The sequence below is a fragment of the Dyella ginsengisoli LA-4 genome (assembly GCF_000334915.1).
Lineage (GTDB): Bacteria > Pseudomonadota > Gammaproteobacteria > Xanthomonadales > Rhodanobacteraceae > Dyella_A > Dyella_A ginsengisoli_A.
This window is the reverse complement of sequence record NZ_AMSF01000013.1, coordinates 1-22,231: the sequence shown is the minus strand read 5'-3', so window position 1 is coordinate 22,231 and position 22,231 is coordinate 1. Positions and strand designations below refer to the sequence as shown.

Here is a 22,231-nt window from a genome sequence, read left to right as displayed (position 1 = left end):
CTTACTCTCCGTCGCAGGAATGTTCAACTGCCAAACTTCGGCGGCAGCGGGCCGGCGTGCGCTGAAAAAGCATGCTCAGCTCAACCGAATTTGCAGCCTATTGCGGGCAGGCGCGTCTGTGCAAAGCAGCCGTCGAGTACATCTCCGCTGTACGCGCAGGGCCACCGTCGAGACGTGTCGGCGACACGGCTCGCCACAACGTATGTGCCCGCATCCCCAGCAGTGGGATTGGCCTGACGGTCCAGGCGGAGAGCCGCACCTGTGAGGCGGCATTTGTTTACGAATCGGAGCTGTCGCCCGAGGTACTGGAAATATGGGATCAGCCCATACCACTCCAGATTCGGCGCAACAGGGGCGCCAAGGGTACCCACGTCGCCAGCTACACACCGGACTTCCTGGTACTACGAAAAGCGGGACCTGCTCTGGTCGAGTGCAAACCGTATGCCGCCCTTCAGAAGAACATCGCCAACAAGCCCGACGAGTGGAGTTACTCGGGAGGCGTTCCGCGGTATCTCCCTGCCCATACCGCGGCAGAGAGATTGGGTCTACCTCACGAGCTCTACGTCGCAGACGACACTGCATCACGCCACCTGGCCAATCTTGAGTTCCTCCACGCGCTGCAGCTGAACCCAGCTGTCAACTGTCCGGATGAAATGGTTCAACGCATCCTGGCGAGACTGCATGGCGCACCGACCATCCTCGAACTCTGCAGTGCCAAGCGTGGACCGGCGCCATCCATCGTCTATCAGCTGCTGGCGGAATCAAAGATCTTTGGCGCTCTGAGGGCGCAGCTTCTGACACAACAGGACGTCTTTCGGCTCTTCGCCAATCGCTCGGAGGCATACGAGTTTCAAGCACAGCTCTTGCAGGCATATCGGGCAACGCCTGAAAAGGGTGGCGAGACTGCTCTCGCGGCACTGCTTAGCGCTACACCGCGTGAACTCGCGCATGCGAACGAGACCTACGCCGGAATACAGGAGGTGCTCGCCGGGGTTCGGAAACCCACCCGTAACGAATACCGCTATCTTCAGCGGATTTCGAACACGTCTCTCGAAGCTGCTCACCCTCTTGCTGCATGTCTGCCCCGATTCTCGGACCGGGGTAACCGCGTGCCCCGGCTCACCACGGATCAGGAACGAATCGTGGAGAGCGTGATCAAGACGCACTGGACCTCAGGCATTTGCAAAGACCGGTCGCAACTTCTCGGTCACGTAGACAGCGCCTGCACGAGGCATGGCGTGCAGAAGATCTCCAAGAGCACGCTTCGGACCAGATGCTCGAAGGTCGCTCCTGAGCAAGTGGCTCTAGGTCGACTCGGTGTACGCGGCTACCACTCCACGCGCCCGCCCGTGTCGGCGGAACACGCGACCCTTCGTTGTGAAATTCCTGGGCTCATCGGTCATGTCGATAGCACGCAGTTCGATGGTCGGGTGTGGAGCGAATGCGAGCTGGCGAAATTCTGCGAACCACCATGGCTCTACGTCTTCTATGACGAAGCAACGAGTCGTGCGTTAGGTGCCTGGATTGGCTTTGGCAAGTCAGATCGCTTCGGCCTATTCCTGGCTTTTCGAGATCTGGTCAGGCGGCAAGGGCGATTGCCACCCTACATGCTGCAGGACCGTGGATCCGAGTACGGGTCAGTCCTTTGGGAGCAATTGCAAGCAAGGTTCAACATTACCAAGTACTCGCGCCCATCCAGCGCACCTCGCTTTGGCGGCCTCGCGGAGTCAGCACTCAAGCAAATCAACTTCCGCATAGCCAATCGACTTGCCGGAGCGACCTGGGCGGACCAGCGCAGCCGACAGGCATCCGGCGCAAAGAAGAGTCGAGCAACAGCGCGGCTCGAGCTGGCCGTCATCATCGGCGAATTCCGGAACTTCGAATTTGAGGAGTTCAATAAGACAACGCACGGGGACGCGGACGGCTGTCCCGATGACCTATGGCATCGAGGTGAACTGGAGTATGGCCAGGTCGGCCAACTTGTAAACATCGATCTACCCTTCTTGATTGCTACGTCAGTAGCCGTAGACGTGCGCCTCGGTAGGCAAAAGGGGTTGCGTTGTGGCTACAGGGAATATTGGACTGAGGAGCTGAATCAGATACGACGCCCCTACAAGCTCGAGGAGGCACGCCTCGACCCTGATTTACCAAGCACGCTCTACGTTAAGTGCAAGGGAAACTGGCTTATTTGCCATTCGCGTGATCACAACGCTCTTTTACCCCTTTCAAACGAGGGCCGCTTCTTCGAAAACTACAGAGTGCGAAGTAACAGCAGGACATCTCGGACCGAGGGACGCCACAGCCACGAGCGCATTGCTAGGCGGATAGAGCAAATTGAAGCCTCGCATGCCGCAACTGCTTCCTTCGAATTGTCGGCTGACCAACCCAGAACTGGCACAACCTCTAAAGAAACCGTCTCCAATCAACCAGAAGACGCTTCAGTCGACCTCGAGCAGTACGCCGATATCTCGTTTTCCAAATAACACAAAGAGGGATAAAGCTATGCTATTGAGCGGCACACTGGAACACGCACATTTTCTAGCGTGGAGTCGGCAAGCGCAAGCCTGCATCACGCACGCCTCGAAAGGCACCCTGATATTCGTGGTCGGACCATCAGGCGCCGGCAAATCCACCCTAAGAGGTCATCTTGAGAAAACCTCATATAGAACAGACGACCACTCCTCAAAAAATCAGATTCCGCTCATATCTGTCCTGGCAGCAAACGCGGAAAGCGGTTACTTCTCTTCAAAGGATTTCTACAGTCGTCTACTGGATCAGGCAGGTGATCCCTTCAGACGCATAGGAACCATCGTCGGCACTCAGCAAGAAAAAATGATGACACCGGAACAACTGGCCTTTCTTGGCGAAGAGTTCTGGAGCTCAATCCGGGTATCCATGACGGAGACGAGAATCAGGCGCGCATTCGAGCATTTGGCAAAAGCGGTTTCCGTGCAAGCAATCTTCGTAGACGAAGCTCAAAGCATGTGCCTGACGCATGTAAACCGGAGCCCGTCTGATCATCTCGAAAGCTTGAAGATCCTGGCTGAGAGGCTAGGGATCATCATCTTCCTTTTCGGAACTTATGATTTACTAGAGATCTGGAACCACAGTGCGCAACTAAATCGTCGTTGTCGCATTATCCACCTGCGCCGATACGATGACGCGATCAAAGACGATCGCGATGCATTTTTCGCGGTGTTAAGAATGTACTCCAAGTCACTTAAGTTTGAAGAGCCACGCACGCTGGACCGGCATGCAAAGGACATCCTGGCTTGGACCCTCGGGGTTTTCGGCGAGGTTCACGGCCTATTTGAGCGTGCCAAGCTCTGCGCCCTATCTCAAGGCAGGGATGTGTTGCATTGGCGTGACATGGAAGCAGCCAGGTATACACCGGTTCAAATGCAACGTCTGAAACATGAGATCGACGCGGGAGAGGCGCGGATCAGAGGAGAACTTACCAAAGGACCATCGGCAGTCCAAAGAAGTCAAGGAAATAAGCGCCCTGGGCGACGCAATCCTGACCGCGACCCCTGTGGTCTCGAGTCATGAGATCAATCCTCGCGCCCCTTCATTTGCACGGCTTAGGCACTCCACTTGTCGAATCGTTGGCGTCTTACTATTGCCGCCTCGCAGATGCACACCAGGTTACCGGGAAGCAGCTGGCCAAGGTGGTATGCAACGATTCCATATACCTGCGTAGCGATGGTCTGCCACGACTGCAAAGCATTGATCTCTATCCGATTGAATTTTGCGCACACTCAGGTCGGACAGCCGTTCTTGTCGAGCGACTGCAACGACTGACTGGTGCAGATAATCTGGTGCACGGAACATTGTTGCGTCTTCGAGGAGTTTTAAGTCGAAATCAATCCGGATCATGCGTAGAAAGACGTCGATGGTGTCCGATTTGCTATGCGCAGCGCGAGGATATCGTTGCCGAACCGCTGGCATGGTGGGTGCCACAAATAACGTACTGTCCTACGCACGGGTCGAAGCTCTTAGATCAGTGTGCTCGGTGCGGCTCGTACCAAAGGAACTGGCCCGTCGGCCGAGCTCGCAAACTGTGCATCAGGTGCGGCTTTGAATTAAAAGTGCATAACTCGGCACGAGACGTGCCCACGCCTTGGGAAGCATGGTGTCAGGCTCGAATGCTGGAGGTTCTCGAACATATAGCGACTCCCACCTCCCAGGAAATCTCTCCTGACGCCGTCAAGACCTTCATTAAGAAGGTTGTGGCGGTTGCTTCCGCAGAGCACCGTCAACGGCCTATGTCCAAGGAAGTGGAGAAGCTGAGGTCTCAAGGCAATCGCTGGTCAACCATTTTTGCGATGGCAGCGCGCTGGGGAACAACTCCCATCGACGTCCTCCTTCGACCAGACGAAGCTGTCTCGCCGGCATTGTTCGAACGAGACATTTCTATCCCTCGCCCGCCGCGCCGGTGTGCGTTTAACAAGCCAGGTTATCGGCTTTGTGAAGCCACTTTGCGAAAGTTACTGGCGCTTCCGTCCACGACCATGCTTCCACCATTGCGAAGTCTGTGCCAGGAATTCAAGGTGTGTATCTCCAGCTTTTATGACAACCACCCGGAGCTTTGTTCAAGCTACACCAATGAGCGGCGGCGACGCGCAGAAAACCAAAAATGCATAAGTTTTAGCGTCGCATGCAGCTATATCGCGAGGCTGCTTGAGCAAGCGCGGCGGTCCGGACGGCGACTGCATCGGGCCAATGCGGTTGCTGAAGTGATGAGGGAAATCCATGTTCCCAAAGCAATTGCGCGATCGGCGCTTCGAGTAGCCGTGGCCAAGATGAATGCACGCCGCGAGCTCCCCACTGACGAGCCACTCGCCGCATCAAGCCGTGGTCACAGCAGCGACTGACGTAGCGGCCCACCCAAGTGGCGATCGATACCTCGCCCTATCTATCCGCAGGTTAAGACAATGGCCCAAACGGCGCCCGGTACGCTTGCGCAACTGCTTGATGCTGCAAGGAGTCCATCGTCTGGAGCAGAAGCTGAGCGTGCTCAAGATGATTTCTTCAAAGCGTTGCTCGACTCCACGGTTTACGCCCACGTACCTATGGAGAGCCCTCCCAAGGGTGTCATGCGCTTCCTCCAGTTTGTACGTCCAGACAACGGACAGACCGTGCTCCCGTTCTTCAGCGACAAGGCGCAAGCAGAAGCGGCAGCAAACAACGCAGCTCTCATCGTGGCGATGTCTGGTCGAAGCCTATTCGAGCTGACAAGAGGTGCGTCCCTGATGCTTAACCCAAACACAGATGCCATCGCCCTCTACCCACCCGAAGTCATAGCCCTTCTGGAGGGAAGAGCCCTAGGCAACTTCACCTGGGACGAGATCCCTGCGAGCGTGCAGGTCCTAGCAGCACCGCCATCAGTGTCGACGGCTTCGCTCCACATCATCCTACGCAACCTCTTTGAGAAGGAGACCACGGTAAGAGCCGCGTTCCTAACGGAAGTACGCCGTCAAGAGGAGAACGCAGCGGCCACACTGCTCCTCACCGTCGTGGCCAGTAAGGCACATCAGGAACGCCTCCTCCAGCTAATCGCGCTCGCTTTCAAAACAGAGGAACTCGAGCTCGCATTGCCGCTCGACATGAGATTTCTCACAGCAGACGAGCCGTTTGACGAAATCTGTTATCGCGGTGTGCAGCTCTTCGGGACCTGATCAAAGCGCCAGGTTCGCAAGCATGCTGTATCTATTGGTTCAGAATGACCTCGGCAAGTTCATCTAGACGCGCCTTTCGCTGCCGCCATGTCGGCATGTATCGATCCATCAACCTGAAAAATCGTGCGCTGTGGTTGTGCTCCTTGAGATGGCACAGCTCGTGGAGGATCACGTAGTCGATACAATCGCGAGGCGCTTTCACCAGCCAGGGATTGAGCGTGAGCCGCCCTGCCGGCGAACAGCTGCCCCACTGGATTTTCATCGCCTGCAGGCGCATCGGCGGGGCGGCCGGCTTCCAACGCAGCATCGCGAGCATGTCGTCGATGCCTTTGGCGAACACCGCACGGGCACGGGCTCGATACCAGGCCTCCATGGCCGCGCGAACCATTGCCGGCGCTGGATCGGTGCTACGCACTTCAAGGCGATTTCCGCACAGCTTTACGCTGGCTTCGGCTACGTCAGCAGGAATCACCTTCAGACGATAACGGCGTCCGAGGTACATCACGGCCTCGCCGCTGACGTATTCACGTGGCAATACATGAAGGTGCCGGCGGCGGAAGCTGGCGAGATGTTCATGCACCCACCGCGCTCGCTTCCGCACCGCGGCGAGTACGGTTGGCCGCGAAGCATCATGCGGGGCATCCACGACCACGCGGCCGGGTGGCTCGACGTGGATGGCGATGCTGCCGCGATGGCGCTGCGGCTGCCTACGTACTGCGAACCGAATGATCTCCTCACCGTAGTGGATGCTCCAGTCGGCTTCATGCGGTAACACCTCACGCACGACTCAAGCCCACCCGCACGATCTGGATGATCTGGTCAACCACGGCCTTCGCCTGATCCAGGCCCACTCGCGCGAAGAGCTTTGGGAGTAACGCCTTGCGCACCGCCGCCTCGATGTTCTGCGGGTTGAGCGAGTTCTCGGCGATGGCATCGCGCACCACCTGATCGATCTCCACGGCAAGATCGGTGTAGGCCTGGTGCTCTGTTTCCTCCATGGCGTCAAAGGCAGCGTCGCCAAGCACCATTTTCAGAGCACCAAAGTAGGCCATGGCGTATCGGTTCTCCGCCAATGCGGATGGTATGCCAGGAGTCTCACGCGCCTCGACCTTCTGCTCGAATGCTTTGAACAGTGCGTACTGCTTCAGGGGATGGTCGAACATCGCCTCCGCCTCGGCGATCGCCTGCCGCAGAAGCTCGCCAAATACCTTCTGGGCGTACGGGTCTTCTGCGAGTTCTTGCTCGATGGTCTTGCGCACGCGTGTCTTGATGAGGTCGGTTTCGTTGCGAGTCTTTTCTTCGGTCCAGCCTTGCGGATCCTCGACCTTGCCTAACTCATGAACCAGATACACGCCCTGCGGATCGCGAACCTCGCGGCCAATCACCTGCTTGTCCACCAGCTTGCGGATCTGATCCTCGTAGACGCTGTAGTCGATCGTCTCCATCGCATCCCTGCGGGCAATTTGGCGCAGAGTGGAGAAGAAGCGCAGGTCATCCTTATATCGACGGATCAGCTCCTCGGAGAAGCTTTGATCTTCGAAAAAGCTGCGCGAGGAGAGCGCCGTCTGCAGGCACAGGCCGAACTCCGTCAGCGCCGCCGAAAAGTCGTCGCGCAGCTTTTGCCGCTCGTCATATTCTTCCCCAACTGTACCCTTCACGAGGTGCGGCTTCAGGATCTCGCGGTACTGTTCGGTGTCCTTGCGGTTGGCCACGCTCTTGAAGAACGACCACAGGCGCTCGTGCAAGGCGGGCAGACGTTTGTACTCCGTACTGAAGCTGCGATATAGGCCATCGAGATCGGCCAGCTCGTAGCCGCCTTGGGTGCGCTCTTCCAGATCCTGATAGGCACGCACCGCCACATCCAGCTCCTTGAGGATGCCGCGGTAATCCACCAGCACGCCATAGCGCTTGGCGTCGTGCAGGCGGTTCACGCGCGCCACGGCCTGGATGAGGTTGTGGCCTTTCAGCGGCTTGTCGATGTAAAGCACGGTGTTTCGTGGCTCGTCGAAGCCTGTGAGCAGCTTGTCGACCACAATCAGCAGGTCCGGCGAACCGTCACTACCGAAGTCCTGCAGCACCTGCTTCTCGTATTCCTCAGGATCGAGCTTGCGATCCACGATGTTCTGCTTCCACCACTTCTGCACTTCCGGCATCGCGTCTTCGTCGATCTCGGCATTGCCTTCGCGGGTGTCAGGCGCAGAAATCACAACAGCACTGGTCACCAGGCCGGTTTCGTCCAGCGCCTTCTTGTAGCGGATCGCGTCGAGCTTGCTGTCGGTAGCTACCTGGCCTTTCAGACCGAGCTCCAACTGCTTGATGTTCTCGTTGAAGTGCGTGGCAATGTCCCAGGCGATCAATTCGATGCGGTTGGCCGCGCCATAGATAGCCCGTTTGCTGGCGAACTTCTTCTTGAGATCCGAGCTCTGGGCGGACGACAGGGCGGCAGTGATCTTGTCGAACCAGCGGTTGACGGCATCCTCGTTGATATCCAGCTCTGGCACGCGCTCTTCGTAGAGCAGCGGCGCCACGGTTTCGTCCTCCACCGCGCGCTGCATGGAATAGGCGTGCACGATGGCACCGAACTTGTTCGCCGTCTTTTCGTCCTTCAGCAAGGGCGTGCCGGTGAAGGCGATATAGGCCGCCTTCGGTAGCGCCTTGCGCATACGCTCGTGGGTTTCGCCGCCATGGCTCCGGTGACCCTCGTCCACCAGTACCACCAGATCGGCCGAGTCATTACGGCACTCCGGCAGCTTGGAAGCCGTATTGAACTTCTGCACCAGCGAAAAAGTGATGCGTTCGGTGCCGTGACCAATGCGCCGCGCGAGCTCGCGCCCGGAAGTAGCCTTGCTGTGCTCGGCCTCCTTGCGCGTGCCGATAGCCGAGCCGAACGCACCACCGGTCATGAAGTTGCGCGCCAACTGGGCTTCCAGGTCGAGACGGTCAGTCACCACCACCACCCGGCACTCTTTCAACGCCTCGTTCAAGAGCAGCGCCTTGGTGAGGAAGACCATGGTGAAGCTCTTGCCCGAACCCGTGGTGTGCCAGAGGACGCCGCCCTCACGCCCGCCATCTGGCCGCTTCTGCGCAATGCGCGCCAGCAGGGCACGGATGCCAAAAAACTGCTGATAGCGCGCGACCACCTTGCCCACCTTGCGATCGAACAGCACAAAGCCACGCAGGAACTCGAGCAGGCGAGCGGGCGCAAGCAAACCGGCGAGGAGACGGTCCTGGTCTGTGGGCAGCATCGGCCGCGCCCACAATGCTTCGAAGTAAGCACGCAACTTGGGCGGCTTGCCGTCGAACAGTGCGGGCTGTGTATCCAGTGGCAGCGTACGGTTCTTCAGCGTCGTGAGCGCTTTGTCGTCGAACTCTTCCTCGCGCCAGCGAGACCAGAACTTGGCGGCCGTGTGCGTAGTGCCATAGCGGCCATCGGTCTGACTAATCGACAGCAGCAGCTGTGCGTAGACAAACAGCTGCGGAATCTCATCCTGACGCTGGTTACGCAAGTGCTGACTGATGCCTTCGTTCACCATCGCCTTGCCGGCATGGCCGGACTCGGGGCGCTTGGCCTCGATCACCGCCAGCGGCAAGCCGTTCACGTAGCACACGATGTCCGGCGTGCGGTGATGCGTACCCTGCGCGGACAAAAGCTCGCACTCCTCGGTGACGTCCCACAAGTTCGCCGCCGGATTACTCCAGTCGATGATGGGAATGGTCGGCTGGTGCTTTTTGCCGTCGGGCATGAACTCGGTGACGGTGATGCCCAGCGCGAGTTTGTTGTATAGCCGCTCGTTAGCCGCCAGCAGCCCTTCGGCCAACGATAGCGCCGACAGCTCGCGCACGATCTGGTCGATCGCACTGGGCGACAGTGGATAAAGCCCCCCCTTGTAGTCGAATCGCCGAGCCTGCAGGGCCTCGATCAGACGGGGCTTGAGCAGTATCTCGCGAGTGCTTCCGCGAAGCGCGAGGCATGCCGCCGTTCCCAGATACCGCCAGCCGAGGTTGGCCAGCAGGTGCAGCGCGGGTATCTGCGCACTGGCCTGCTCGCGGGTATCGGGGGCGCTTCCGTTCATACAGATACGGCCTCAGGTGAGGCAGGAAGGCGCACGCGGCGCCTGCCGGTGAGGAGCTGCTGCATCAGGGCTGATTTTTCGGCGCGGAGTTTGTCTACTTGGGCATTCAAGCTCGCGATGACCTCATCGGAAGCGGTAAGAACACAGACGATGCGCTCCTGCTCCGCGCGACTCGGAATGGCAACACTGATTTTCTTGAAGTGCTCGAACTTCAGGCTCCAGGTGTCCGACACGAGCCCCTGCGAGTGACGGTAGAACGTGAACACCATGCTCGGCAGCTTGAACAGGTAGGCGGCGTAATGACCGTCAATTTTCTCGTTGGGCGTCACAATGGTGTAGGCGGGACTGACGATTCCTTCGAGCGACGATAATGCCGAGACGCCTTGCCACATGCGCATGGTGTTGTAACCGATGTCGCCGGGACAGATGCGCAGGTACTTGGATTTGTCCTCGTTAGAGGTGTCCTTACGTCCCACGTCGTCACGCGGAATAACGCCTTCGTCGCGTGTAATGGAGAGCAGCGGAAGGTTGTCGCGGCGCGTTTCAGCCCTTTCGTGAAAGAGCGAGCCGAGGCGGTATGTCTTCCAACTGCCGCCCTTCCGCTGTGGCGCTAGAAGAGTGCGCGCGAGTGCTGACTTCTGCATTCGACTATTGGCCAGCAAGCGCTCGGTGGTGGCGATGGCGGCGTCCCATACGGACAGCAGCTTCGCGACACGTTTTTGCTCCGCCCTTGGCGCAATGACCACCTCGAAGTCCTTTAGCAGGTCAGTGTCGAGACGTCCCGTACCGTGACCTGCCGTATCAACGAGGCCAAGGATTTCGTTCTTGCTGGCAATCAACTGGCAAGCAAGATAGTCGGCATCAACACCGTCGAAGGGGAGCAACGCCTTGACGTCCTGATTGAAGGCGGCATCGGTTGCTGTTACGCAAACGGGCAAGTCTTTCAGCAGCGTCATGCCGCGCGTCAGTACGAGAATGGAGCCGGCAGGTACCGTGCGTGTTTGTGCCTTGCCCGCTTCGGTAAGAGTCAGCCCGGATGCACCAAGGCGGAACTGCTTCATGTCCTTCGCGGTGATCCAGGGGAAATCACCACCCCAATACGCCTCGGTGTCCTTGTTCGGAGTGCCGCCTGAAACGAATTTCGCACAGTCAGCCAAAGGCTTGCGTGTCCACCCCTTAGGAAGCATGCCCGCCCCCTTTGCGAGCGAGCTTCTCGACCCGCTCCAACTCCCGCATGTCTTCTGCATCTGCTTGCAAGGCTTCAGCCGCGCGCCGCTTGGCGTCGAACTCCGCATAACGCTCGTGTGCCACCTGCTGCATGCGCTCGTGGCTGACCGAGCCTGCATGCTTGAGCAAGGGGCGCTCGTTGAACTCGACGAAGCGATCTACATACTGCTGCCAGTCCGCCATGCGCAGATTCTGCCGCTGGCTGGCGCGATCCTCGGCGTAGTCGAGGAACATGGTTGCAATACGGTTGAGGGCATCGATCTCGTCGGCGCGGAGATAGTTCTTGGCGACCACTACGTCGGTCTTGCGCACACGGCTGGCCTTCCAGCTGGTGAGCGCCATGTTGGGCTGCTCGGGATCAGCGCGTTCCACTACGATTTCGGCGGCAGTCTTGCCGGCCACGGCGTACAGCATTTTGTTCTGCACGGTGGCGAAGAACCGGCCCGTGGCTTCCGGATCGTCCTGGTAGTCGACGGACAAGGCGAACAGGTCGCGCAGCTTCTGGTAGAACCGTTTTTCCGAAGCGCGGATCTCGCGGATGCGCTGCAGCAGGTCGTCGAAATAGTCCCAGCCAGCCGGGTCCTTCAGGCGCTCGTCGTCCATGACGAAGCCCTTGACCAGGTATTCCTTCAGGTGAGCGGTGGCCCACTGGCGAAACTGCGTGCCGCGTGGGGATTTCACCCGGTATCCGACGGCCAGGATCATGTCCAGCTCATACAGATAGACCTTGCGCCGAACTCGCCGCTCGCCCTCGGTTTGAACGGTCAAGTAAAACTTGACGGTTGATTCAGCTTGCTCGCCTTCGGCGAGTATCCTCTTGATATGCAAGCTAATGTTCTGCTTGCTGGTCTGGAACAGCTCAGCCATTTCGGCCTGGGTTAGCCAAACGGTACCGTCCTCCGCCCGCAGGTAGAGCCGGGATAGCCCGTCCTCGGTGGCGTACAGCACCAGCTCGCCCTCGGAAAGGCGCGGCTCCATCTGATCCCTCACCTGAGTGGATACCGGCTTATCCGTCGGTTTGCGCTCACTCATACCCCAGCTCCTTAAGGTAGCTCGCCATCTGCTCTTCCAGCCTGGCCAGCTCGGCCTTGAGCTCGAGGCGCTCCTTGCGCACTGCCATCAGGTCGATTTCGGCCTCTTCTTCGAAGGTATCGACGTAGCGCGGGATGTTGAGGTTGTAGTCGTTCTCGGCGATTTCGGCTGGGCTAGCGAGATAGGCGTACTTGTCCACGCTCCGGCGAGCCTGCACGGTATCGACGATGCTCTTGAGATCCTCGGCGCGAAGGAAGTTCTGGTTCTTGCCGTCCTGGTAATCACGGCTGGCGTCAATGAACAACACCTTGTCGTCGGCCTTCTTCTTGCGAAATACCAGGATGGCCGCAGGAATACCGGTGCCGTAGAACAGCTTCTCCGGCAGGCCGATCACCACGTCGAGCAGGTTCTCGTCGATCAGCTGTTTGCGGATTCGGCCTTCGGCAGCGCCACGGAACAGCACACCATGCGGCACGACCACCGCCATGCGGCCGCTGCCTGGCTTCATGGTCTCGATCATGTGCAAGATGAAGGCGTAGTCACCCTTCGTACGTGGTGGCACGCCGCGACGGAAACGGCTGAAGGTGTCGGCCTCGGCACCCTCGTGGCCCCACTTTTCCAGCGAGAACGGCGGGTTGGCGACGACGATGTCGAAGTGCTTGAGGCTGGCCGGCTTTATTGACGGCTCGGACGGAGATTTCTTTTTCCCGCGCACTGCCGAGAACGGATCCCACGCAGCCTCACCATCAAGCAGCTTGGGGTTGCGGATGGTGTCGCCCCACTCGATGCGGTGGTTGTCCTCACCGTGCAGAAACATGTTCATCTTGGCAAGCGCCCAGGTGCTGCCGATGGCTTCCTGGCCGTACAGCGCGTACTTGCGCGAACCCGTGCGCTCGCGGATCAGCCGGCCGACCTTGAGAAGAAGCGAACCGGAGCCGCACGTGGGATCGCTGATTTCATCGCCCTCTTGCGGATCCATCAGCTGCGCCATCAGAGTCGAGACTTCCGGCGGGGTGTAGAACTCGCCCGCCTTCTTGCCGCTGGTGGACGCGAAGTTCTTGATCAGGAACTCGTAGGCGTTGCCGATGATGTCGAGGGTGCCGACGCGACTGGGGCGCAAGTTGAGCTCTGGCTTGGCGAAATCCTCCAGCAGGTGTCGCAGGATGTCGTTCTTCTGCTGCTCGTCGCCCAGTTTGGTGGAGTTGAAGCTGATGTCCTGGAAGACGTCGCGCAGCTTGCCGATGTTGGCCTCTTCGATAGCGTGCAGCGCCTTGTCGATGCGCTCACCGTTTCCGGGCGAATGCCGCTGCTCATGGAGTGCATAGAAGTTGGCCCGTGACGGCAGCACGAAACGCTCATTCTTGAGCATCTCCTCGATCAGCTCGGGGTGGTCACCGTACTGCGCCTTGTACTCTTCGTAGTGGTCCTGCCAGACGTCCGAAACGTACTTCAGGAACAGCATCGTAAGGACGTAATCCTTATATATGCTGGGATCCACGGTGCCGCGGAAGGTGTCGCACGCCGACCAGACGGCGGCGTTGATTTCGTTTTGATCTACAGTGGTCATGTTGCTTACGACTCCAAGAGTTTGCTGTAGATGCCCTCGAGCATCTTCTGGCGATTGACCAGCAGCCGCTGGCTGAGCAGTTGTTCCTGCTGCGACAGCTGCGCCAGAGCGAGAATCTTCTTTTGTGTCTCCAACGCGGGAATCGTGATCGGCAGGTCGCCGAGAACCGGGCGACTTAGGGAAGGAATACTGCTGCCAGCACGATTCTTCAGGATGTAGTTGCTGGATTCGGGCCTGTTGAGGAACCAGCACAGATAGTCGGGAAGCACCGCTGCCATCCGTGGCTCGATCACGAATAATTGGCCCGATGCCACCATGGGCTCGTCACTTCGTATGACCAAAGCCTCGTAATGATCGCCGCGCGCCGGTATCACTACGTCTCCCGGGCGCAGCAACGGCGGCTGGCTCGCTACTGGCCACTTGACCAGTGGCAGCGCTTGCGGATCGAGAGCTGCGGCATTTCTGATATCGCTGATCTGCAACACACGTACATCGCCAGCGCGGTCGTTTTCGATCTTCGTTCTGAAGCTGTACCCGACACGGATGTCGGCGACGTGGCGTAAGGGCTCGCGCATTCACTTCCTCCATTCAGTTGGTGTCGGCGCCATCCCTGGCGCCGGTGAATTACGCCGCAGCGCTTTCGAGCTGCGTCTTGAGCCACGTGCTGATGGTCTCGCCGAGGCCATACCAAGCGGCTTCGCCGGAAAGGCGGGTGACGAGCAACCCGTCATCGCTATCCATCGCCTGGCGCAGGTTGTCGCGGACCTGTACCGCGGATTGAGGCGTGGAGATGACCCAACTGGACTCCAGTGCGTGACACCAGTTGCCATAGGCCTTGATGCGCTCGTAGAGCGCGTCGTAATTCCGCTGCTTACGGAGGTCGTAACTGATTTGGTACAGTGCCATCGGTTTGATCCTTGTTGGTTAGCGTCGACTGGGACATTCGAACCGGTGCGGCAGGCTGCAACCTGCCGCACCACTTATCCGCAAAGCAGTAGAGGCCCTACGGACGTGCTGGATCATGCGCGTCCCGCATCTTTGTGTCAACAAATTTTACAGTAGGCACTCTACAGCGCGCGATCCTGCCGCGAATATCTGTCTCCGGTCGTGCACTCGAATTCGCACGCACTCATCCCCGGCGAGCACGGGCGCTCTTGAAATAGAGCCCTCACTGGACCGGCGAGCCGGCTAGCTAGCGCACATCCGCCGGCGCGCTCCCGCCGCCATAGTCTTTGGCCGACCACTTCCAGCTGACAAGTTCGTGACCGAGCATGAGGGGAAGGAAATGCCGCCGCGGGAATCGCGGAGATAGGCCACCTTTCAGAACCGGCGCTGCCGGAGACACGAGGCAGCGAGGCGTTCAACCACGGCCGCTACACGGAGCGGTCGCCACTATCCGAAATAAAGAAACGGCAATTCGTGTCAGGGCTCAAGGCGGCATAAAGCGTCAAAACTGACACTTTATGGTGATTTGTCCACCGGCCGCGGCGAGGCAAGCGGTGTCATGCGAGCGGCGGCAAGCCGCACCCAGCCAACCCTGCGAGCCACGTCGACCGTCGCGGCGGGGCTTTTTTGCATGGATCGTGCGCAACGTTTTCCCGCGTCGGACGAACGTGCGCGCAGCAATCGGTGTGGCCGCAGTCGAGTCGGGGATCCAACGACGTCCGGCACCCGTAACGCTGCAGCGTCGAAGGCCCGCCTGCGAGCCGCTCGTGCCCTTCGGGTGATATTCGCAGTGATGCCGCGAGTGCCACCGCCCCGTCCCCTTCCCAGCGAGTCCTTCCGTGGAAATCCAACCCGCCGGCGTCACCCAGTGCTTCACCTGCGATTTCTGGACCGGCGAGCGACGCCACGAGCCGGCCGGCCACGTGACGTTCGAGGGGCCGCTGAAGACCGCGGCCTGCGCGAACCCGGTGTCCACCACCCACCGAACCCAGATGGCGCCACGCGCGATGTGCAATCACTGGAGGCGCTGGCAGGCGCTGTAATGCCGGATTCCCCGTGACCCTCGCGTCGTGGGGAACGCGGACCGGGCGGTATCGGTTTGGCGGGGCCCGACATGGCCGCTTATGCTGGTGGTCCCACCTCGTCGACACGTTGACGTGACCCCTGACACGCCCTCCCTGCCATCGTGCAACGCCTGCCGTCCCGGCGAGGATCTGCCGTTCGACTTCACCATGGCGTTCCAGCCGATCGTCGACGTGCGCGAACGCAAGGTGTTCGCCTACGAGGCACTGATCCGGGGCCTTCAGGGCGAGGGGGCGGAGACGATCCTGCCGCAGGTGACGGTGGACAACCGCTACGTGTTCGACCAAGCCTGCCGGGTCAAGGCGGTGGAGCTGGCCTCGCGGCTGGCGATGCCGTGCTTCGTGAGCATCAATTTCCTGCCCAATGCGGTGTACCAGGCCGCCACCTGCATCCGCGCCACGCTGGAGGCCGCGCGGCGGTCCGGCTTTCCCACCGAGCAGCTGATCTTCGAGATCACCGAGAACGAGCAGCTGGTCGACAAAGAGCACCTGAAGAGCATCATCCGCGAGTACAAGCGGCAGGGCTTCAAGACGGCCATCGACGACTTCGGCGCCGGCTATTCGGGCCTCAACCTGCTGGCCGAGTTCCAGCCGGACATCATCAAGCTGGACATGGCGCTGGTGCGCGCGATCGATACCGACCCGGTGCGCCAGGCGATCGTGCGGGGGATCCTCGGCGTGTGCCAGGCGCTGCACATCGAGGTGATCGCCGAGGGCGTGGAGACCCGTGCCGAATTCGCGCTGCTGCGCGAGTTCGGCATCGGGCTGTTCCAGGGTTTCCTGTTCGCCCGGCCGGGTTTCGAGCAACTGCCCGCGGTCGACTGGTCGGCGCTCGACGCGAGCTGATCCGCTGCCCTCAGGCGGCGGATGCGTCCACGATCGACCACGCCACCTGACCGCCGGCGCGCATCGGCACGCACACGCTGGCGCCCAGCGGCACGGTGTCCGGCACGGTCCAGGCGCGGCGCTCCAGCACCATGCGTGCGGTGTTGCGTGGCAGGCGGTAGAAGTCGGGGCCGTGGAAGCTGGCGAAGCCTTCCAGGCTTTCCAGCTTGCCGGCCTCCTCGAACGCCTCGGCGTACAGTTCGATCGCCGCGTGCGCGGTGAAGATGCCGGCGCAGCCGCAGTCGGCCAGCTTGGCTTCGCGCGGATGCGGTGCGCTGTCGGTGCCGAGGAAGAAGCGGGCGTCGCCGCCGGTGGCCGCGGCGAGCAGCGCCTGGCGATGCTGCTCGCGCTTGAGCACCGGCGCGCAGTAGTGATGCGGGCGCACGCCGCCGTCGAACAGCGCGTTGCGGTTGAGCAGCAGGTGGTGGATGGTGATCGTCGCAGCCACGTGCCTGTCCTGCGCCTGCACGAACTGCACGGCGTCGGCGGTGGTGATGTGCTCGAACACCACGCGCAGGTTCGGGAAGCGCGCGCGCAGCGGCACCATGTGGCGGTCGATGAAGGTCTTCTCGCGATCGAACACGTCCACCGCCGGGTCGGTTACCTCGCCGTGCACCAGCAGCGGCAGGTCGGCCTGTTCCATCGCCTCGAGCACCGGGTAGACGCTGGAGAGATCGGACACGCCGTCGGCCGAGTTGGTGGTGGCGCCCTGCGGGTAGAACTTCACCGCGAACACCCGCCCGCTGGCCTTGGCCGCGAAGATCTCCTCCGGCGTGGTCTGCCGGGTGAGGTACAGCGTCATCAGCGGCTCGAACGTCATGCCCGCGGGCACCGCGGCGAGGATGCGCTCGCGGTAGGCCAGTGCCTGCGCCACGGTGGTCACCGGCGGCTTGAGGTTGGGCATCACGATGGCGCGGGCGAAGCGCCGAGCGGTGTGCCCGATCACCGAGGCCAGCGCCTCGCCGTCGCGCAGGTGCAGGTGCCAGTCGTCGGGGCGGACGATGTCCAGTCGGTCCGTGCTCATGGGCCGTTCCTCTCAAGCATGGGGATCAAAGACGCATAGTGTCCCGCGTCCGGCGGAAAAAGTCCGGGGGTGCGTCAGGGGTTGCAGGCGTCGCAGTGCGCGGGGTCGGCCGGACCGTCGTCGCGCGGGCGCCGTTCGAGGTGGCCGCAGCCGGCGCAGCGCCGCTCGTCGGCCAGCACCTGCCGGGTCGGCGCGCCACACCAGCCGCAGGGCCGGCCGGGCAGGCGGGCGTTGACCACGAAGCCCGGGCGCGCGCAGGCCGGGCAGGGACTGCGCCAGGCGCGCAGCAGGTCGACCGTGGCGCGGCGGATACAGCGCATGCGCTGCGGATTGCGGTGGGCGCGCATGTCGGTTTCCACCGAGGCCGCGCCGCAGATATCCAGTACGCGACGGACGGCGGCGACCAACGTGTGGTCGTCGTACGCATCCTTGGCCAGCGCGACGGCGGGCGAGGGTTGGCCGTCGACCACGCCCATCACGATCACGCCCTGGCGGGGAAAGCCGACGCGCGCGGCGAAAGCCCGTGCGGCGTCCACGTCGTCCACCTGCGCATGCACGAAATGTGCGGCCGGCGCCTCGTGGCGGCCGACCAGCTCCAGCCCGGTGGCGCGGTCGACCAGCACCACCTGCTCGCTGCCCCAGCTGACGAAGGGCACCTGCGGATGCGGCCCGAAGCTGCCTTCGCTGGCCAGTCCGAGCCGCGCGTCGGGGACTCGCTCGAAGCCGGCGGCGATCTTCGCACGCGCCGTCTCCAGCGGCGTGCCGGTACGCGCCACGTCGCGGCTGAATGTGCCGAAGCGGTCGGTGTCGAAGTCCTCCGGTACCACCACGCGCACGCCGAGGAGGCGCGCCAGCAGCGGCGCGATCGCCCGTTCCTTGCCGTGCATGGTGGCCAGCACCGCGGTCTCGCCGCGCAGCGAAGGTGCCGCGCCGGTCATCAGAAGTAGCCTTCGAGCTTCTGCTGTTCGAGGCTGCCGGCGCCTTCACGATCGGCCAGCCGGCCCTGGCGCTCCGAGCCGCTGGCGCGCGCGGTTTCGGCGATTACCGCGCGCAGGTCGCGCGCGTCCGAGGCGATCGCTCCGGTCACCGGCCAGCAGCCCAGTGTGCGGAAGCGCACCGGGCGGTGCGTGACGGTCTCGCCCGGCGCCAGCCGCATCCGCGCCGGGTCGTCCACCACCAGCAGGCCGCCGTCGCGCTCGACCACCGGGCGCGGCGCGGCGAAGTACAGCGGCGCCAGCGCCAGCTCGCGGCGCAGCGCGTAGTACCAGATGTCCATCTCGGTCCAGTTGGATAGCGGGTAGGCGCGCAGCGACTGCCCCGGCGCGAGCCGCGTGTTGTAGAGGTTCCACAGCTCCGGCCGCTGCTGCCGCGGGTTCCACGCGTGGGTGGCGCTGCGCACCGAGAACACCCGCTCCTTGGCGCGGGTGCGCTCCTCGTCGCGGCGCGCGCCGCCGAACACCACGTCGTGCCGGCCGCGATCCAGCGCCTGCTTCAGCGCGTCGGTGCGCATCGCGGTGGTGTAGGCCTCGCCGTGGTCGAACGGGTTGATGCCCGCGGCGCGCCCGGCTTCGTTGGCGTAGACGTGCAGCTCGAAGCGGTGCGCCCGCGCGAACGCATCGCGGAATGCCAGCAGCTCGCGGAACTCCCAGGTGGAGTCGACGTGCAGCAGCGGTATCGGCGGCGGCGCGGGATGGAACGCGCGCACCGCGAGGTGGGCCAGCACGGTGGAATCCTTGCCGGCGGAAAACAGCAGCACCGGCCGCTGCGCCTGCGCCACGCCCTCTCGCAGGATGTGGATCGCCTCGTTCTCCAGCGCGTCGAGGTGACCGCACAGCCGGCGGCCGCCTGCGGCTTTCATGCAAAGCGTTCCCAGTGGCCGTCCATGCCGCGGCGCTGCAGGCCCTCGCCGCCGGGCGGCAGCGCGAACAGGTGCAGCCAGCCGTGCTCGACCAGCGCGCGCACGCCGGCCTGCCTGGCCAGTACCTGCTCGATCGCCTCGGTGGGCGCGGCCAGCACCGCGGTGAGGCGGCGCGGCTCGTGCACCAGCTTCGTGCCGTCGGAGACCGACTGCCAGGGCAGGCCGCTGCGCAGGTGGCCGCCGGCCCCTTCCATCACGCCGACGCCGGCGACCACGTTGTGCAGGGTCTTGTTGCCGCTGCCGAAGGCGTCGTTGTCCACGCTGGAGGCGTAGTACTGCAGGTTGATCCAGCTGGCGACCACCATCGGCGCGCTCATGATCTGCTCGAGCACGCGGCCCTCGGGGTCCTGTTCCCACGTGTAGCTGTGCAGGAACACGCGGCCGCCGAGGTCGAGCGCGCGGGTGGCCTCGCGCGGCGCGGCGATGAAGGCGGCGCAGCCGGCCAGGCCCCATTCCGGGCGCGGCTGGCTCCAGTCCTGGCTGCGCGCGAGCAGGGCGCGCAGGCCCTCGGGCGAGGCGTCCAGCCCCAGCCGGGCGGCGCGCTCGGTGCGGGTGCGCGCGCCGGCCTCGGCCAGCGCCTGTTCGAGGCGGGCGAGGTCGTCGGCGTGGCTGGCCGGCACGTCGTCGCGGTCGTACACGGTGAGCGCGTCGGTGGTGGTGTCGTGCAGGCCGGCCACGAACACGGTGTCGGCGGGAATCGCGATGCCGCGGGCGGCGAGGCCGTCGCGCACCGCCGGGTCGTTGAGCACGCGCGCGGCCAGCCGGGCGTTCGCTTCGCCGCTGTGGCCGCCGCAGGCGCCGCAGTCCAGCCCGCTGGCGTAGGGGTTGTTGGTGCTGCTGGCGCCGTGGCCGGCGAGCAGCACCAGCCGCGCGAAGCGCTCGGTGAGCGACATGCCGCGCAGCAGGTTGGTCGCCAGCTCCAGCCGCACGTCCGGCGGCGGCAGCGTGGCCTCCATGTCGTCGCGGCCGCGGCCGCGCGGCGTGTGCCCGGCCAGCCCGAAGCCGTCGAGCAGCAGGCGCGCCGCGTAGATCAGGCCCAGGCTCTCGACGAAGGCGAACGAGGCCACCGCCGCGCGCTTGAATGCCTGCCAGCCGGCGGCGCGCAGGTTGCGCGTGCGCTGCTGCGCGAGCCGCGCCGCGCGGTCGCCGTCGGAGCTGCGCTTGGGCTGCTCATGCACGGTCAGCGGCGGCGCGAGCAGCGCCGGGCACTGCGCGCGACCGGCGTCGTGGCCGAACGGGACGTAGCTCACCGGCATGCCGAAGAAACCGGCGAAGCCGAGCGTCTCGGCCCCGGGCAGGCTGCCTTCCAGCGCCCGGCGGAACACTTCCGAGCGCACGTCGATGCAGAACGCCGCCTGCACCGGCGCGCGCGGCGCTGGCTCGGCCGCCGAGACGCTGGGCTTCGCGAGCTTCGTGGCCAGCGCGCGCTGCCAGGCGATCTCGTAGGCGCGCTGGACGATCTCGTCGACCATGAAGGCGCGGAGCCGGCGCGGATCGCGGCCGTGCTCGACGAAGCGTGCGCGGCTGCCGGCCCAGGCCGAAGCCAGTCGCGGGCCGCCGAGGCGCAGCGCCAGCAGCTCCCACGCCAGCCGCACGGCGAGCAGCTCGGCCAGTTCGCTGCCGGTTTCGCCGCGCAGCTCGTCCTGCCAGTCGCGGTAGCGCGCGTGGCCGGCCCAGCCGCCGAGCGTCGCCAGCAGGCGCTGGAAGTACAGCGGCAGGCCCGGCGCCGGCAGCGCCAGCGCGGTGGCCGCTTCGGCGATCAGCGCGTCGGCGTGGGCCGGCAGCGCGCGCACCGCGGCGCGGAAGCCCGGCCAACCTTCGATCTCGGGGCGGCGGTCGCGCTGCGCCTGCTGCCGCCACGCCGCATATGGGCGCAGTCCGCGCCACGGCGAGGCCCACATCGCCTGGCCCTGGTCGTAGTGCGCGGCCGCCCACTGCGCGAGCTGGGCGTCGGCCAGCGCCTCGTCGTCGCGCCGGTGCACCATGGCGGCGAGCGACAGCACCGTGGGCAGCGCATCACCGGTGGGGTCATGTGCTTCGGCGAGGTGGCGCTTGAGTTCGGCCACGTCGGCCGGCCGCAGCGGGCCGGGCGCGGCCTGGCGCAGCGCCTCGGCAAGGTCGGCGTCGGTGATCTCGCCGCGGGCGATCGCCTCGACGCGGACGCGCCGCGCCGGCGTGATGCGGGCGCCCTCGGTGGCGGCGACCCGCTGCGCCGCCTCGGCGAAGGGCAGGTCGGTGAGGCCGAGTAAGGGATTCACCGCGACGAAGTGGGCGAGCGGCCACAGCGGGGCAACCCGGCGACAGGCATCCGCGACGGCGGCCTGCAGCGTCGGCGTCGTGGTGGCGGCCGGAGCGGCGTCGGCTTCGGCGGGGCGCAGCATGGCGTTCATCGACGGGCCTCCGCGGCGGCGACAGGGGGAGTGGACACGCGGTTCTCCAGGCGATGCCACAGGAAGGCATCGACATAGAGACCCTGCGCGAGATGCACGTAGGCGGTGCGCCAGCCGCGTCGCGCCTGCAGCGTCTCGGGCATCAACTGCACCAGCGCGATGGCGGCGAAGGCCAGCAGGGTCGGGCCGAGGATCGCCCAGGTGATCCAGTTCGCCGCCGGGGCCGCCGGCACGCTGCCGGCCAGTGCGGCGCCGGCAATCGAGTGCAGCGCGGCGTAGGCGAGCATGGCGAAGGCGGCGAGTACGAGTCCGCGCACCAGATTGGCGGCGGGCTGCCGCGCCGGCGTGGCGCGCGCCAGCAGCAGGCCCGCGCCGATCGCCAGCAGCAGACCGAGCGCGCCGATGGCGGC

General features: G+C 63.3%; 18 protein-coding genes and 1 pseudogene. 7 read left to right on the top strand and 12 right to left on the bottom strand.

Going from position 1 to position 22,231, the window contains the following annotated elements:
* Positions 1–71 precede the first annotated feature (71 nt).
* The 5 genes and pseudogenes from C693_RS22880 to C693_RS0102235 all read left to right on the top strand — a co-directional run bounded on the left by C693_RS22880 (position 72) and on the right by C693_RS0102235 (position 5,678).
* Positions 72–2,483: a TnsA endonuclease N-terminal domain-containing protein gene (locus C693_RS22880; protein WP_083868210.1), complete on the top strand. Its 2,412-nt coding sequence runs from the start codon at positions 72–74 to the stop codon at positions 2,481–2,483.
* Between the two features lie 25 nt (positions 2,484–2,508).
* Positions 2,509–3,549: an ATP-binding protein gene (locus C693_RS22875; RefSeq protein WP_157798537.1), complete on the top strand. Its 1,041-nt coding sequence runs from the start codon at positions 2,509–2,511 to the stop codon at positions 3,547–3,549.
* A pseudogene (locus C693_RS24470) lies at positions 3,546–3,983 on the top strand (TniQ family protein); the annotation flags it as partial. The gene C693_RS22875 and the pseudogene C693_RS24470, both read left to right, overlap by 4 nt.
* 162 nt (positions 3,984–4,145) lie before the next feature.
* The gene (locus tag C693_RS24145; protein WP_241762616.1) at positions 4,146–4,874 is read left to right on the top strand and encodes a hypothetical protein; all 729 of its coding nucleotides are present in this window, start codon (positions 4,146–4,148) and stop codon (positions 4,872–4,874) included.
* 60 nt (positions 4,875–4,934) lie between these two features.
* Positions 4,935–5,678 (top strand): SseB family protein, encoded by a 744-nt coding sequence (locus C693_RS0102235; protein ID WP_083868207.1) that lies wholly within the window; start codon positions 4,935–4,937, stop codon positions 5,676–5,678.
* A gap of 31 nt (positions 5,679–5,709) precedes the next feature.
* On the opposite strand, the gene C693_RS22865 is transcribed toward C693_RS0102235, so the two are convergent.
* The 7 genes from C693_RS22865 to C693_RS0102200 are packed head-to-tail and all read right to left on the bottom strand — an operon-like array spanning position 5,710 to position 14,483.
* On the bottom strand, positions 5,710–6,462 hold the full coding sequence (locus C693_RS22865; RefSeq protein ID WP_100243627.1) for a M48 family metallopeptidase: 753 nt from the start codon (positions 6,460–6,462) through the stop codon (positions 5,710–5,712).
* Entirely contained in the window at positions 6,455–9,751 is a 3,297-nt protein-coding gene (locus C693_RS0102225) for a type I restriction endonuclease subunit R (RefSeq protein WP_017460618.1), read from the bottom strand. The genes C693_RS22865 and C693_RS0102225 overlap by 8 nt, the downstream gene beginning before the upstream one ends.
* The gene (locus C693_RS20910; protein ID WP_083868206.1) at positions 9,748–10,938 is read right to left on the bottom strand and encodes a restriction endonuclease subunit S; all 1,191 of its coding nucleotides are present in this window, start codon (positions 10,936–10,938) and stop codon (positions 9,748–9,750) included. The genes C693_RS0102225 and C693_RS20910 overlap by 4 nt, the downstream gene beginning before the upstream one ends.
* Positions 10,928–11,956 (bottom strand): RhuM family protein, encoded by a 1,029-nt coding sequence (rhuM, locus tag C693_RS0102215; RefSeq protein WP_017460616.1) that lies wholly within the window; start codon positions 11,954–11,956, stop codon positions 10,928–10,930. Before rhuM ends, C693_RS20910 begins: the two co-directional genes overlap by 11 nt.
* A gap of 46 nt (positions 11,957–12,002) precedes the next feature.
* Positions 12,003–13,577, bottom strand: a complete 1,575-nt coding sequence (locus C693_RS0102210; RefSeq protein ID WP_026107118.1) for a type I restriction-modification system subunit M — start codon at positions 13,575–13,577, stop codon at positions 12,003–12,005.
* A 5-nt stretch (positions 13,578–13,582) separates the two neighbouring features.
* Positions 13,583–14,152 carry a restriction endonuclease subunit S gene (locus C693_RS0102205; protein WP_017460614.1) on the bottom strand — a complete coding sequence of 190 codons (570 nt, stop codon included), beginning with the start codon at positions 14,150–14,152 and terminating at the stop codon, positions 13,583–13,585.
* Between the two features lie 49 nt (positions 14,153–14,201).
* Entirely contained in the window at positions 14,202–14,483 is a 282-nt protein-coding gene (locus tag C693_RS0102200; RefSeq protein ID WP_017460613.1) for a hypothetical protein, read from the bottom strand.
* Positions 14,484–15,361: 878 nt separating this feature from the next.
* Between C693_RS0102200 and C693_RS0102195 the strand changes: the two genes are divergently transcribed.
* Together C693_RS0102195 and C693_RS0102190 are read left to right on the top strand one after the other, a co-directional pair.
* Positions 15,362–15,565: a hypothetical protein gene (locus C693_RS0102195; protein ID WP_017460612.1), complete on the top strand. Its 204-nt coding sequence runs from the start codon at positions 15,362–15,364 to the stop codon at positions 15,563–15,565.
* A 189-nt stretch (positions 15,566–15,754) separates the two neighbouring features.
* A complete protein-coding gene (locus C693_RS0102190) occupies positions 15,755–16,450 on the top strand; it encodes an EAL domain-containing protein (RefSeq protein WP_017460611.1) in 696 nt (231 codons plus the stop codon).
* Positions 16,451–16,460: 10 nt separating this feature from the next.
* Here C693_RS0102190 and pyrC read toward each other — a convergent pair whose 3' ends face one another.
* From pyrC to C693_RS20900, 5 genes are all read right to left on the bottom strand, one after another.
* Positions 16,461–17,513 (bottom strand): dihydroorotase, encoded by a 1,053-nt coding sequence (gene pyrC, locus C693_RS0102185; protein ID WP_017460610.1) that lies wholly within the window; start codon positions 17,511–17,513, stop codon positions 16,461–16,463.
* A gap of 74 nt (positions 17,514–17,587) precedes the next feature.
* A complete protein-coding gene (locus C693_RS0102180; RefSeq protein ID WP_017460609.1) occupies positions 17,588–18,451 on the bottom strand; it encodes a DUF6671 family protein in 864 nt (287 codons plus the stop codon).
* Entirely contained in the window at positions 18,451–19,371 is a 921-nt protein-coding gene (gene cysD, locus C693_RS0102175; RefSeq protein ID WP_017460608.1) for a sulfate adenylyltransferase subunit CysD, read from the bottom strand. The genes C693_RS0102180 and cysD overlap by 1 nt, the downstream gene beginning before the upstream one ends.
* On the bottom strand, positions 19,368–21,821 hold the full coding sequence (locus C693_RS20905; RefSeq protein ID WP_017460607.1) for a YbcC family protein: 2,454 nt from the start codon (positions 21,819–21,821) through the stop codon (positions 19,368–19,370). Before C693_RS20905 ends, cysD begins: the two co-directional genes overlap by 4 nt.
* Positions 21,818–22,231 (bottom strand): hypothetical protein (locus C693_RS20900; protein ID WP_043598355.1); only part of this gene is annotated, 414 nt, incomplete at its 5' end. The genes C693_RS20900 and C693_RS20905, both read right to left, overlap by 4 nt.